Origin of the sequence: Pseudochelatococcus lubricantis, assembly GCF_042432495.1 — a bacterium.
GTDB lineage: Bacteria > Pseudomonadota > Alphaproteobacteria > Rhizobiales > Beijerinckiaceae > Pseudochelatococcus > Pseudochelatococcus lubricantis.
Window position 1 is genome coordinate 274,292 of record NZ_JBHLXC010000024.1, and the last position, 14,113, is coordinate 288,404.

A 14,113-nucleotide genomic window follows, 5' to 3' on the forward strand; every position below is an offset into this window, starting at 1 on the left:
CTTGGGTCAAGCCCGCGCGGCGTTTGAGCGAAATCCACCTGGCGCCGGCCGAAAGCCGGAGTCGATGCATGACGAAACCATCTGATCGGGAGAGTACCATGTTGACCATCCGCAGGATCGACCGGAACGACGCGCGGCTGCTGATCGAAGGCGCCAGCGCCCGGGCGGCCGAGATCGGCGTGCCGATGTGCATCGCCATCACCGACGAATCGGGCAACCTCGTCGCCTTCGAGCGCATGGACGGCGGCAAGATCACCAGCATCACCATCGCGATCGACAAGGCGTTCACCGCCGCCGCTGCGAAGAAGGCCACGCACGACTACGGCACGACGAGCCAGCCCGGCGGGCCCACCCACGGCATCAACTCCGCCGTGCACGGACGCCTGATGGTGGTCGGTGGCGGCCTTCCCGTCGTCGTCGACGGTGACGTCGTTGCGGGAATAGGCATCAGCTCCGGCACGCCGGCGCAGGATCAGGAATGCGCCCAGGCGGGCATCGACCATTTCCTGGCAAAGCGCGGCTAGAGCGCGTGCCGATCAGAATTCGCTCAAAATCAGAAGCCTGGAGCATGCCGTCGTTTCCATAAAATGGCGGCATACTCCAGAGCGACGGCTCCCCGCGAAGAGACGCGATCCGGTCAGGCCGGGGCGGCTTCCCCCTCGGGCTTCTCCCCTGCGGGCTTCCCTTCTTCCGGCGTTCCCGCCGCGACGTCCACAAGCGCCGGCTTGAGGCCGAGCACGCGGCGGAAGGCATGGAAGGTCGCCGCCACGTTCGGGGAAGCGTCGGAAAGCGGTCCGAGCACGAACTGCACGGCCTCCATCGCCTGTTCGCGTTCTTCCTCCGTGTGCAGCAGGTCAGGCAGGCGCTCAAGCGCCTCCTCGCGGGCGAACTGGGCGGTGAGGCTCTGTTCGTGGATGACGCGGGCGCGCTCCACGGGCGCAAGATGGCTGAAAGGTTCGGTCTTGTTCAGCAGATGCGTCGAGCGCTCCAGCCTGTCCCTGCGCACGTTGCCACGCGAATCTGCCAGCAGGATCAGCATGCGGATCACCGCCTCGACATAGCCGCCGGAACCGATGTGCGACAGCGCGGACTGCACCTCCGGCAGCGCGAACAGCTCTTCCTTGGATTTGCGCGTGCGGCCGAATTCGTAGCGGCGGCCGAACCAGCGCATGTAAGGCGTGGCATAGATGCTGAAGAACAGCGTCTCGCACCAGGCGTTGCGCAGGTCGCGCGCGATGTCGACGGACTGCTCGAAGGCGTTGGCGAGCCAGTGTTCCGTCCGCACGAACAGGTTGTCGTCCCCGGCGGCGGTGCGGTTGTTGCCCACCATGTCGGCGAGAAGCTCGATCGGCTGCAGCAGCGGATTGCGCGACGACAGCAGGCTGCGCTGCAGGCGCAGCGGATGCAATGTCCGCGCCAGCTCGGCCGTCGCCTGGGTCACGCCCGATTGCACGACGGGCCGCAGCGCGATGTCGTAGAAGTCGGCCTGCAATTCCGAAATGCGCGCCACCGCCGCGAACGGCACTTCGTCGCGCCGCCCCTCGTTCGCGCCCGGCAGGTCGCTCATCTTGCGCTCGGCGAAGGAGACGCTGAACTGCTGATTCTCGCCCTCGCCGATGATGTCCTCGATCTTCATCTCGTAGAGGCCCGGCGCCAGCGCCTCGATGGTTTTCATCGTGGACGCCACTTCGGTGTGCTCGCGCTTGGCGATGGACGAGGAAACGAAGATGCCGAGATGCCCCACCTTCTCGTGCACCATATAGATGATGCGCTGGCCGCGAATCCTGATCTCGGTCTCGTCGGCGTAGGTATCGACGATCCAGTTCAGCGCCTGCTTGGGCGGCGTGATGGTGTCCCCGAGGCTCGTGAACACGATCACCGGGGAGCGGATCTGCTTGACGTCGAGATTGCGCCCGTGCTCAAGCCGGGCCTCGTTGCGGGCCAGCCGGTTGCCGATGAAAAGATCGCGCACGATCCAGACGATCTCTTCCTCGTTCATCAGGAAGAAGCCGCCCCACCACTTCTCGAATTCGAGGAAGCGCCCGCGACCGGTATCCACTTCGTTGAAGTAGTCGTAATATTTACGGAAATAGTTGCGACCGGGGTTCATCAACTCGAAGTTGAGCACCAGCCACGCGCCGTCGAAAACGCCGTTGCCGATATCGGACCAGAACATCGGCAGTATCTGGCCACCGAGAAGCCCGGCGTTGTAGCGGATGATGTTGCGGCCGATCTCGCCCGACCACGTCTCGACAGGGGCGCCGTTCAGCACCAGCGGCCCGGTGATGTCCGGATTGCTGGCGCCCAGCAGCAGCGTTGCCCAGCCGCCCTGACAGTTGCCGATCACCACCGGCTTCGCGGACTTGGGATGCAGGGACTGCACGTAGCGCACGAAGGCGGCCTCGGTGCGCGTAACGTCGGCAAGCGTCTGGCCGGGCTCGGGCTCGCGGCGGAAGCTGACGAAATACACCGGGTGGCCGTCGCGCAACGCCACGCCCACCTGGCTGTCCATCTGCGAGCCGCCGATGCCCGCCCCCTGCCCCGCGCGCGGATCGATGATGATGTAGGGGCGCTTCCAGTCGAAGGTCTGCATGCCCGCAGGCGGGCGAATCTTGAGCAGCACGTAGTTTGTGGGCCGCGGCTGGTCGACACCGTCCATGATCACGTCGTAGTCGTAGATGAGCACGGGCGGGCATCCAGCGGCCTCGTGCACCAGAAAGATGTCGCCGCGTTCACGGATCGTGTCGGCGTAAAGCACTGCGCGCTGTGCGCGGTCGGCCCAGTAATGGCCAAGGTCTCCGGCGAGATCGAGCCCGCCGGTGCGCACACGCCGCCCGAACGCATCGGTGATGGACCGGGCCTCGTCGAGCGCCGCGCGGACGCGCTCGCTGTGGTTGGAGGCGATGCTCGCCATATGGTGGCTCGACGACTGGGTGGTGAGATCGCCCAGCGCCGAATACTCCGAGAGCTGCGCCTTCAACGCATGCGCCCGCTGCTCCGCAGTCAAGCGCTGGCCGTCCAGAATGCGGGCGATCAGGAACACGTCTTCCTCAAGGCCCGCACCGTCGCGGCCCTCGGCACTACCCCGACCCAGTTCTGCTGCTTGCGATGTCATTGACGCCTCCAGAGCCTCGCCCCACCGGGAAGCTGAGGTCGGAACTCTTACATCACGATATACGTAGATATCATAACGGTGATACGTCCATGATCCATATCAATCGCGAAAAGCAAGACGGCAGCAATACTGACCATACATAAGTATCTATACATAGCCGGGCGAGATCAAAACGGTCCGACGACTGTCATTTAAGTGTCATACATAGAACAGGGCAAGGGGCCGGCCGGATAGAACAGCGCCGCCAACAGGGGCTCTGGCACCGCGCCGGCACCCTCCTGGTCATATGGAACGGCGAACCACCGGCGCGGCCGCCGCCCTCCCGGCCGTTCAGGACGCCTTGCCGGTTTCGCCGCTCTCCCCGGCCGCGTCCAGTTCCGCCAGAATCTCCGCCGTATGCTCGCCGAGCCGGGGAGAGCGGCGGTCGAGCCGGAGGCTCGCGCCCGAGAGGGTGACGGGTGTGCGCACGCCGGGCACTCCCTGCGGCGCGATCTGCATGCCGCGCGCCTCGATCTGCGGATCGCTGAAAACGTCGGCGACGGTGTTGATCGGCCCGGCTGGAACGCCCTCCGCCTCCAGCGCCGCGAGCAGCGCATCGCGTTGCCAGGTGGCGATAGCCTCGCCCAGCAGTTCCGTCAGTGCCGTGCGGTTGGCGACGCGGTCGGCATTGGTGAGGAAGCGCGGATCGCCGCCCAGCGCCTCGCGGCCCAGCACGCGCGCGAAGCGGCGAAACTGGCCGTCGTTGCCGACCGCGACGATGACGAAGCCGTCCGCGACGGCGAAAGTCTGATAAGGTGCGATGTTCGGGTGTGCGTTGCCGAGCCGGTGCGGCACGGCGCCGGAGGCCAGATAGTTCATTGCCTGATTGGCGAGCACGCCGGTGATGCAGTCGAACAGCGCCATGTCCACGTGCTGACCGACGCCCGTGCGCTGGCGCTGCCAGAGCGCGGCCTGAATGGCAATCACGCCGTAGAGGCCCGTGAAGATGTCGACGAAGGCGACGCCCATCTTCTGCGGAGGGCCATCGGGCTCGCCCGTCAGATCCATGATGGCGCCCATGCCCTGGATCATGAAATCGTAGCCGGCCCGCTTCGCGTAGGGGCCGGTCTGGCCGAAGCCGGTGACCGAGCAATAGACGAGCCGCGGGTTGATCTGCCGCAGGCTTTCGTAATCGAGGCCGTATTTCGCCAGGCCGCCAACCTTGAAATTCTCCACCAGCACGTCGGCGTCCTGCACGAGGCGGCGCACCAGCGCCCGCCCCTCGTCCGTGGTGAAGTCGGCGGCGATCGAACGCTTGCCCCGGTTGCAGGCATGGAAATAGGCGGCGGACCGCTCACCCTCGACATCGATGAAAGGTGGCCCCCAGCCGCGCGTGTCGTCGCCCTGCGGGCTCTCGACCTTGATCACGTCCGCGCCCAGATCGGCGAGCGTCTGGCCAATCCACGGGCCGGCGAGGATGCGCGCGAGTTCGACGACCCTGAGCCCGGAAAGGGGCGCCTCGCCCGTGCCGGAACCGCAGTTGATGTCGGGCATGGCTGTTAGACCTCGAAAAAGATCGGCCCGCGCCGCCCTGCCTGAAAAGGCGCCGGCGCGGACCAGTTGGGGAAGTCAGGGTAGTGGACGCGCGTCAGAAGAACGCCTGCAGCCCGGTCTGGGCGCGCCCGAGGATGAGGGCGTGCACGTCGTGGGTGCCCTCATAGGTGTTCACGGTTTCCAGATTCTGCGCGTGGCGCATGATGTGATACTCGATCTGGATGCCGTTGCCGCCGTGCATGTCGCGCGCCGTGCGGGCGATATCGAGCGCCTTGCCGCAGTTGTTGCGCTTGACGATGGAGATGATCTCGGGCGCGAAGGAGCCCTCGTCCATCAGCTGCCCGACACGCAGGCTAGCCTGCAGGCCCAGCGCGATCTCCGTCTGCATGTCGGCGAGCTTCTTCTGGAAGAGCTGCGTCGCCGCCAGCGGCCTGTTGAACTGCTTGCGGTCCAGCCCATACTGGCGGGCGCGGAACCAGCAGTCCTCGGCGGCGCCGAGGGCGCCCCACGAGATGCCGTAGCGCGCGCGGTTGAGGCAGCCGAACGGCCCCTTGAGCCCGGCGACGTGCGGCAGCAGCGCCTCCTCGCCCACCTCGACATCCTGCAGCACGATCTCGCCTGTGATGGAGGCGCGCAGGCTGAGCTTGCCCTCGATCTTGGGCGCGGAAAGGCCCTTGGTGCCCTTTTCCAGCACGAAGCCGCGAATCTGGCCGTCATGCGCCGCCGACTTCGCCCAGACCACGAACACGTCGGCGATCGGCGCGTTGGAAATCCACGTCTTGGAGCCGTTGAGGCGATAGCCGCCGTCAATCTTCTCCGCGCGCGTCTTCATGCCGCCGGGGTCGGAACCGGCGTCGGGCTCCGTAAGGCCGAAGCAGCCGATCCACTCGCCCGAGGCGAGCTTCGGCAGGTACTTCCGGCGGTGTTCCTCGGAGCCGTAGGCATAAATCGGATACATGACGAGCGACGACTGCACGCTCATCATCGACCGGTAGCCGCTGTCGATACGCTCGACCTCGCGGGCGATCAGGCCATAGGCAACATAGCTCGCGCCCGCGCCGCCATATTCTTCCGGCACCGTGGGGCCAAGCAACCCGGCCTCGCCCATCTCGCGGAAGATCGCCGGGTCCGTCTTCTCGTGCAGGTAGGCTTCCTGGATGCGCGGCGCGAGCCGGTCCGCCGCGAAGGCGGCCGCGGAGTCGCGGATGATGCGTTCGTCTTCCGTCAACTGGTTGTCGAGTTGAAACGGATCGTTCCACGTAAAGGCGCTGTATTCCGCCACGGCATGTCCCTCCCAGTCCTTAAACAGCGTCACGCGCCGGGCTCCCGGCGATCTCCCCTATCGATACGGCTATCATGCAAAGCTTTGCCGCCTCTCTCAAACGATGTTTACTCACCGTCCCCATGAGATATATTCATGTATCATGATTGCGATGCAACGTCGCCTGCTGCCCGCCACGGGGGCGCTGGCCGCTTTCGATGCCGTGGCGAGGCTCGGCAGCTTTTCCGCCGCCGCGCAGGAACTGTCCCTCACCCAGAGCGCCATCTCCAAGCAGATCGCCGCGCTGGAGGGGCAGCTCGGTATCGCGCTGTTCGAGCGCACGGGCCGGGGCGTCGCGCTGACGCAGCAGGGAACAGCCTATGCGGTCGCCGTCGCCGATGCGCTGGCGACCATCCGCGCCGCCTCCCTGCGCGCCATGGCGGGCGAAGCCCGCCAGACGCTCAATCTCGCGATCCTGCCCACTTTCGGCACGCGCTGGTTGATGCCGCGCATCCCCTCCTTCATCGCCCGGCATCCGGAAGTGACACTCAACTTCGCCACCCGCATCGGGCGCTTCGACATCGAGGCGGAGGGTTTCGACGCCACGACCCACATCGGCACCGCGGACTGGCCGGGAACGGAAAGCACGTTCCTGATGCACGAAACGGTGGCACCCATGGCGAGCCCCGCCTTCCTGCGCGAGCATCCGATTACGGCGCCTGACGATCTCGCCAGGCTGCCCCTGCTGCACATGGGGTCACGGCCGGAGGCATGGGATCACTGGTTCAGGACGGCGGGCGTTTCGGCGCCGGCGGCGATGCGCGGCATGCGCTTCGAACAGTTTTCGACGGTGGCGCAGGCCTGCATGGCCGGTGTGGGCGTCGCGCTGCTGCCGCTTTTCCTGATCGCGTCGGAAATCGGCAGCGGCCAGCTCGTCGTCGCCTTCGACCATCCGGTCAGAAGTCCACGCTCGTATTATCTGATTTCGCCACGCGCGCGGGCGCGCCTCGCCCCCGTCGCGGCGTTCCGGCGCTGGCTCATCGCGGAAGTCGACACCTGGAAAAGCGAGGGCGGATACGACGAGGGTGGGCCGGAAACCTGACGGCAAACGCCCCTGTCCGCCCGCGTCACGAGAACAGCGAATCGATGTCGTCCTGCGAGACGACATCGACGTCCGCCTTCAGCGGCGGCCCGTTCAGCAGGGCGGCGTCGCCCTCGCGCCTGTCCGACGCCGCGTCCTGATCCGGGATGAAGGAGAACCCTTCCTCGCCGCCCCAGATCGACATCATGGTTGCCACGCGGTCCTCGATGAAGTGGAGCACCTGCACCACCTTGCCGATGCGCTGGCCCGTGAGGTCCTGAAAGTTGCAGGCCTCGAAGATGCGGATGGCCTGCTTGTGGATTTCCACCACCATCGCCTGATCGGCGCCGCCCAGCTTGGCCAGCAGCCTGCCCGCCGTTTCCTCGACCGTTTCGGCGGCGGACAGGATCGTCTCCGTCGCCGCCTCGGTGCCGTTGACCACGGCATCCAGCTCGTCGAGCGCACGGCTGGACGAGTCGCCCCTCAACCCCTTCACCTGCAGGTTGAGTATTTCCCGCTTGGTCTGCGATATCGCGTGATGAATCAGCGCGACCTCCGACCGCATCGGGCCGTTGGCCGCCCGGGCGTCGGCAGGCGCCACGGCCATGCCCTGCTGCACGAGCCCCTTGATATCCGCCAACTCCTGGAACACCCGTTCGAACAGCGCCGTGCTGTCGACCGGCTCGACCGCCGGGCGCAAGTCGCGCTCCTCGTGCTCCGCGTCCATGCCCGTCTCGATCCGGAACGGCCGACGATCTGCTGGCATCGGCTTTTCTCCCGCCATCAGCAATACCTGACCCACAGATAGACGATCGGCAGCAAATTCGCAATATTCGCAAGCTTCCGGATGCAAGCTTCAGGCAAGCCTGAGATGCAATCTACTGCCTGTGCGACGCATATGCGGCGGATCTCAATGTACAGCGTATCCACGATCGGAGTTATCGATGGCCCTTGATCTTTCGATGCCTATTCTCGTCGTAGACGACTACAAGACGATGATTCGCATCATCCGGAATCTGCTCAAGCAACTGGGCTTTCAGGACATCGATGACGCGGCCGATGGCAGCGAGGCATTGGCGAAGCTGAACGAACGCAAGTACGGCCTCGTCATTTCCGACTGGAACATGGAGCCGATGACGGGATACGAACTGCTCAAGCAGGTGCGCGGAAACCCGGCGCTGGAAGCGATCCCCTTCATCATGGTCACGGCGGAGGCCAAGAGCGAAAACGTCGTCGCCGCGAAGAAGGCCGGCGTGAACAACTACATCGTCAAGCCGTTCAACGCCCAGACGCTGAAGGACAAGATCGAGGCCGTGTTCGCCTGACACGCAGGCCAATGCGCGGAGGCAGCGCGGCGGAGGCGCGGAACGCCTCGTCCCAACGCTCCCGGTCTTGGGCCGTTCGCGTGCGGCTTTGCTCAAGCACCGCGCGGGCTTGACCGTGCCGCGACGAACCAGGCTCATCGCGGAGCAGTGTTATTCGGCCGGGACGGTATGCGCCCCCGCGGTTCCCGACGCCCGGCCCGCCTCATGCCCTGCCAGGGCAGCCTGCGCCTCGTCGTTGCCGTGCTCCCGCGAGAAGCGCCTTCCAAGGAAACTGTAGACGGTGGGCACCACGAACAGCGTCAGCAATGTCCCCAGCGTCATGCCGCCGACGATGACGAGGCCGATCTGCTGACGGCTCTCCGCGCCCGCGCCCGTCGCCATCGCCAGCGGAACCGCGCCGAGCACCATGGCGCCGGTGGTCATCAGGATGGGCCGCAGGCGCAGCGTCGCCGCCTCCACGACGGCGGCGAGCCTCTCCCGCCCCGCCTCCTGCTGCTGGTTGGCGAATTCCACGATCAGGATGCCGTGCTTGGTGATGAGGCCCACCAGCGTCACGAGGCCGATCTGCGAATAGACATTCATCGTGCCGCCGCCGTAGTAGAGCGCGGCGAGCGCGCCCGTGATGGACAGCGGCACGCTGAGCAGAATGATGACCGGATCGCGAAAACTCTCGAACTGCGCCGCGAGCACCAGATAGATGAAGCCGAGCGCCAGCACGAACACCGCGAGCAGGCTCTGGCTCGACGCACGGAACTCGCGGCTCTGGCCACCGACATCCGTCTGCATGCTGTCCGGCAGCACGTCGGCCGCCGCCTGCTCCAGGAAGGCGAGGCCGTCGCCGAGCGCGTAACCGGGCGCGAGATTGCTGGAGATGGTGGCCGAGCGGAGCTGGTTGAAGCGGCGCAGATCCTTCGGTGCCACCGATTCCGCCACCTGCACGATGTTCGACAGTTGCACCATCTCGCCCGAGGGCGCGCGCAGGAAGATCGTGGACAGCGTCGAAGGCGAGGCGCGGTCCTCCGCCGCCATCTGCACGTAGACATCGTACTGCTCGCCATCCACCTCGAAGCGGGTGACCTGCCGGCCGCCGAGCAGCGTCTCCAGCGTGCGCCCGACCACCGAGACGTCCAGACCGAGATCGGCCACCTTCGCCCGGTCGAGTGTGACGCGGAACTCCGGCTTGTTCAGCTTGAGATCAGACTCGGGGTTGACGAAGCCGGGCCAGCCGCGTGCGCGCTCCAGCAGCGCGTCGACCTGCTCCTGCAGTTCCTCGTAGGTGCCCGATGTCTGCACCACGAACTCCACAGGGCGCGAGGAGCCGCGCTGCCCGAGCGAGGCGGGGTTGTTGGCGTAGGCCTCGATACCGGGGATGCGCTGCAGGCGCTGGCGCATGTCGGCAGCGAGCTGCTGCTGCTTCACGCCGCGCTCGTCCCAGTCCTTCAGACGGCCGATGGCCATGAAGTCGGTGATCTCGGGAAAGCCCAGGATGACAAGCACCGAGTCCATTTCCGGAATGGTGCGCAGGTCCTGCTCAATGACGTTCACGTAGCGGCTCATGTAGGCGAGCGTCGCGCCCTCGGGGCCGCTGCCGCGGATCATCACGACCCCGCGGTCCTCCACCGGCGCGAGTTCGGAACGCAGCGCGGTGAAGTAGTAGCCGCTTAGCCCGGCGACGGCGAGCGCCAGCACCACCACGAGGAAGCGCACCCGCATCGCGCCCGAAAGCATCCGGCGGTATCCCGATTCGAGCCCGGCGAACCCCTTTTCCAGCAGCAGGAAGAGGCGGCCGGGGTTCGGGTTTTGCCGCAGCAGCTTCGCGCACATCATGGGCGTGAGCGTCAGCGCCACGAAGCCGGAGACGATCACCGCGCCCGCGAGCGTGAGCGCGAATTCGAGGAACAGGCGGCCGGTGCGCCCTTCCGCGAAGGCCACCGGCGCATAGACCGCGGCGAGCGTCAGCGTCATGGCGACGACGGCGAAGCCGATCTCGCGCACCCCCTTGATCGCTGCATCCGCCGGCTTCATGCCCTCCTCGACATGGCGGTGGATGTTCTCCAGCACCACGATGGCGTCGTCGACCACGAGCCCGATGGCGAGCACCATGGCAAGCAGTGTCAGCGTGTTGATGCTGAAGCCGAGCATCAGCATCAGCGCGAAGGTGGTGACGAGCGAGATCGGAATGGTGACGATGGGAATGAGCGAGGCGCGCAGCGAGCGCAGGAAGACGAGAATCACCAGCACCACGAGCACGATCGCCTCGACGATGGCGTGGTAGACCGCCTTGATGGAGCGGTCGATGAACACCGCGTTGTCGTTGCCGATCTGCGCCGAGACGCCCTCCGGCAGGGAGGCGTTGATCTCCGGCATCACCTGCCGCATCGCGCCCGACACGTCGAGCGGGTTCGCCACCGCCTGCTTGACGATGCCAACGGTGACGCTGGTCTTGCCATTGAAGCGCCCGTCGCGGCGCGTGTCCGCCGCGCCGAGTTCCACCCGCGCCACGTCCCGCAGGCGCACCTGGTAGTTGCCGGCGAGCTTCACCACCACATTCTCGAATTCCGGAACGCTGGTGAGGCCGGTGCGTGACAGCACGGTGAACTCGCGGCCGGAGCTTTCGATGCGGCCCGACGGCAGCTCGACATTCTGGGCGCGCAGAGCCGCCTCCACGTCCTGCACCGTGAGGTTGTAGGCGGCGAGCCGCTCGCGGTCGATCCAGATGCGCATGGCATAGCGGCGCTCGCCGAAGATGGTCACGTCCGCGACGCCGGTCAGGTTCTTGAAGCGATTGACGACGTAGCGGTCGATATAGTCGGTGAGTTCCAGCGCGTTCATGCGGTCGCTCATGAAGGCGATGTAGACGACCGGCTGGGCATCCGCCTCCACCTTGGCGATCACGGGCTCGTCTACTTCGTCCGGCAGGCGGCCGCGCACGCGGCTCACGCGGTCGCGCACGTCGTTCGCCGCCACGTCCGGATCGACGCTGAGGTTGAAGCGCACGGTGATGCGGCTCGATTCGGACCGGCTGACGGATTCGAGCACATCGATGCCCGCGATGCCGGCGATCGACCCTTCGAGCACCTGCGTCACCTGGCTCTCGATGATGGACGCGGAGGCGCCGGGATAGCTCACTGTCACCGATACCACCGGCTCATCGATGTTCGGATACTCGCGCACCGTCAGCCTGTTGTAGGAGACGACGCCGATCAGCACCATGATCAGGCTGAGCACGGTGGCGAACACCGGGCGGCGGATGCAAAGCTCGGCAAATCCCATTTCCGCGCCCCTTCCCCGTCAGATCTGGCCGGCGGCTGCCACCGCGACCTCGACCGCCGCGCCGTTGCGCAGGCGGTGCTGGCCGGCGGTGACGACGACGGCGGAGACATCGAGCCCTTCCAGCACCTCGACCTCGCCGGCTCGGCGCGCGCCGAGCCGCACCACCGTCTCCACCGCCTTGCCGTCGACGACGCGGTAGACGAGCGCGTCCGCGCCCCGCGGCACGATGGCTTCCTCCGGAATGAACACGCTCTCGCCGCCGGCCGCGCTCTTGATGGCGATGCGCGCGAAAAGGCCCGGACGCAGCGCCAGGTCGGGGTTCGGCAGCCGCGCGCGGATGTTGAGCGCCCGCCCGTTCACGTCCACCATCGGGTCGACGGCATAGATGGCGCCGACGAAGCGGCGCCCCGGCAGCGCGTCGACGGAAAGCTCCACCGTCTGGCCGACCGCAACCCTGGCGAGATAGGTTTCCGGCACCTTGAAGTCGACCTTCAGCCGGTCGATCTTTTCGAGATTGACGATCTGCGCGCCCGGATTGAGATACGCGCCCACAGAAACCTTGCGTACGCCGAGCATGCCGGAAAAAGGTGCGCGGATGAACAGCTTGTTGTAGCGCGCCTCGACCAGCGCCAACGCGGCACGGGCGGTGGCAAGCGCCGCCGCCGCCTCGTCGTTGGCGCGCTGGGTGGCGTTGCCGCCCTTGGCGAGCACGTTGGTGCGCCGGAAATTGGCCTCGGCGAGGTCGAGCCGGGCGCGCACGTCGTCGATTTCAGCTTCCGTCAACGCCGAATCGAGCCGCAGCAGCAGGTCGCCGGCCGCCACCTGCTCGCCTTCCGAGAAGCTGATCTCGGCAACGCGGCCGGCAATCTCGGAGGAAATCTGCACGCTCTCGTCCGACTGCAGGCTGCCGACGGTGTTGATGTCCGAGACCGCGTCGCCGACCCTGGCGGGGGCGGTCTCCACAGGGAATTTCTTTGCCGGCGCGGCGGGCGTCGCCGCCTTGTCCCCGGTGGCCTTGTCCCCCCCGGTCTGCGACTGCGCCTGCGCGGACGGCTGGCGGAACAGGGAGGAAAGGGGGGAGCCGTCGAGAAGGGCCACAAGATCCCCGCCCCGCCGCTCGAACACAACCGCCCAGGCCACGGCCATGACGATAACAAGCAGCCCGACCGCCAACAACCTGCGCATGTGTCATCCTCGAATAGCCATGCCGGACGTATGACCGCGCAGCCGCCGCTCGCGTGTCCCGCCCCGATCATTCCGCACACCGACGTCATGGTGCATCGCACCATATCTGCGGCGCAAGTTAACATTCCCTCATGTTGACGTTTCCACGCCCGGCGCCGTGCTCCGGAACTTTTGCGGATCGTACCACGCCTGTCCAATCAAAGATGCGACAACAATTTATTCCAATGCACAAGAGGGCCTGCATGGTTGACTTACCGCCCCATAAGGCTCTACCCGCAACGGGCGTCACATGTGGCTCAAGCTCAGGACAGGACATGACTGCTCATTATGATGTGCTCGGTATCGGCAACGCCATTGTCGATGTCATCGCCCGCGCGGAAGACGATTTCCTCGTGGCGCAGAATCTCGTCAAGGGTTCCATGCAGCTCATCGATGAGGCGCGCTCGCAGGAACTTTTCGCGGCGCTCGGGCCGGTCACCTGGGTTTCGGGCGGCAGCGCGGCCAACACGGTCGCGGGACTTGCCTCGCTCGGGGCGAAGCCGGCCTTCATCGGCAAGGTGAAGGACGATGACGCGGGCCGGCGCTTCGGCCACGACATCCGGTCGCTCGCGGTCGCCTTTCCCACCGCGCCCGCCGAAGACGGCCCGGCGACCGCCGTGTGCCTGATCGTCGTGACGCCGGACGGCGAGCGCACCATGAGCACCTATCTCGGCGCGAGCCAGCACCTCACCCCCGCCGACATCGACCGCGAAACGGTCGAGGCCGCGCGAATCACCTATCTCGAAGGCTACCTCTGGGACCCGGCGGACGCGAAGGAAGCCTTCATCAAGGCGTCGCGCATCGCCCACGGTGCCGGGCGCGACGTGGCGCTCACCCTGTCGGACGCCTTCTGCGTCGAGCGCTTCCGCGAGGAGTTCCTGGGGCTTTTGCGGACTCAGACGGTGGATATCGTGTTCGCCAACGAGGCGGAGTTGAAAAGCCTCTACGAGACTTCCGATTTCGACGCGGCTGTCGAGGCGCTGCGGCAGGAAGCCGTGCTCGGCGTCGTCACCCGCTCGGAAAAGGGCGCGCTGGTCGTTGCCCGGGACGAAACCATTGCGGTTCCCGCCTATCCGGTGGCGGAGCTGACCGATTCGACCGGCGCGGGCGATTTGTTCGCGGCGGGCTTCCTGTTCGGCGTTTCGCATGGTCTCGACCTGCGCACCGCCGCCCACCACGGGGCGCTGGCGGCCTCGCACATCATTCAGCATATCGGCGCGCGCCCGCAGAAGAACCTGCGTCAGCACGCCATCGACAACGGCCTGCCGGTCAGCGCGGACTGACCGGCGAACGCCCGGCCG

General features: G+C 66.3%; 10 protein-coding genes. 4 read left to right on the top strand and 6 right to left on the bottom strand.

The annotated features are described in order from the left end of the window. Positions 1-68: 68 nt before the first annotated feature. Entirely contained in the window at positions 69-524 is a 456-nt protein-coding gene (locus ACFFJ7_RS20460) for a GlcG/HbpS family heme-binding protein (protein ID WP_377594889.1), read from the top strand. Positions 525-637: 113 nt separating this feature from the next. Here ACFFJ7_RS20460 and ACFFJ7_RS20465 read toward each other — a convergent pair whose 3' ends face one another. The 3 genes from ACFFJ7_RS20465 to ACFFJ7_RS20475 all read right to left on the bottom strand — a co-directional run bounded on the left by ACFFJ7_RS20465 (position 638) and on the right by ACFFJ7_RS20475 (position 5,930). Next, positions 638-3,115 carry a DUF3141 domain-containing protein gene (locus ACFFJ7_RS20465; protein WP_377594890.1) on the bottom strand — a complete coding sequence of 826 codons (2,478 nt, stop codon included), beginning with the start codon at positions 3,113-3,115 and terminating at the stop codon, positions 638-640. A gap of 330 nt (positions 3,116-3,445) precedes the next feature. Further along, complete coding sequence (locus tag ACFFJ7_RS20470) at positions 3,446-4,648, bottom strand: CaiB/BaiF CoA transferase family protein (RefSeq protein WP_377594891.1); 1,203 nt, start codon at positions 4,646-4,648, stop codon at positions 3,446-3,448. 94 nt (positions 4,649-4,742) lie between these two features. Then, entirely contained in the window at positions 4,743-5,930 is a 1,188-nt protein-coding gene (locus ACFFJ7_RS20475) for an acyl-CoA dehydrogenase (protein ID WP_377594958.1), read from the bottom strand. 142 nt (positions 5,931-6,072) lie between these two features. Between ACFFJ7_RS20475 and ACFFJ7_RS20480 the strand changes: the two genes are divergently transcribed. Continuing rightward, complete coding sequence (locus tag ACFFJ7_RS20480; RefSeq protein WP_166951550.1) at positions 6,073-7,011, top strand: LysR family transcriptional regulator; 939 nt, start codon at positions 6,073-6,075, stop codon at positions 7,009-7,011. A gap of 25 nt (positions 7,012-7,036) precedes the next feature. On the opposite strand, the gene ACFFJ7_RS20485 is transcribed toward ACFFJ7_RS20480, so the two are convergent. After that, complete coding sequence (locus ACFFJ7_RS20485) at positions 7,037-7,756, bottom strand: protein phosphatase CheZ (RefSeq protein ID WP_166951555.1); 720 nt, start codon at positions 7,754-7,756, stop codon at positions 7,037-7,039. A 178-nt stretch (positions 7,757-7,934) separates the two neighbouring features. Between ACFFJ7_RS20485 and ACFFJ7_RS20490 the strand changes: the two genes are divergently transcribed. Then, positions 7,935-8,315 (top strand): response regulator, encoded by a 381-nt coding sequence (locus ACFFJ7_RS20490; RefSeq protein ID WP_166951558.1) that lies wholly within the window; start codon positions 7,935-7,937, stop codon positions 8,313-8,315. A 150-nt stretch (positions 8,316-8,465) separates the two neighbouring features. On the opposite strand, the gene ACFFJ7_RS20495 is transcribed toward ACFFJ7_RS20490, so the two are convergent. Both ACFFJ7_RS20495 and ACFFJ7_RS20500 read right to left on the bottom strand, forming a co-directional pair. Continuing rightward, entirely contained in the window at positions 8,466-11,588 is a 3,123-nt protein-coding gene (locus ACFFJ7_RS20495) for an efflux RND transporter permease subunit (protein WP_377594893.1), read from the bottom strand. A gap of 18 nt (positions 11,589-11,606) precedes the next feature. Continuing rightward, a complete protein-coding gene (locus ACFFJ7_RS20500) occupies positions 11,607-12,773 on the bottom strand; it encodes an efflux RND transporter periplasmic adaptor subunit (protein ID WP_377594895.1) in 1,167 nt (388 codons plus the stop codon). 314 nt (positions 12,774-13,087) lie between these two features. Here ACFFJ7_RS20500 and ACFFJ7_RS20505 point away from each other — a divergent pair, with 314 nt between their 5' ends. Then, complete coding sequence (locus ACFFJ7_RS20505) at positions 13,088-14,095, top strand: adenosine kinase (RefSeq protein WP_377594897.1); 1,008 nt, start codon at positions 13,088-13,090, stop codon at positions 14,093-14,095. Positions 14,096-14,113: the final 18 nt, after the last annotated feature.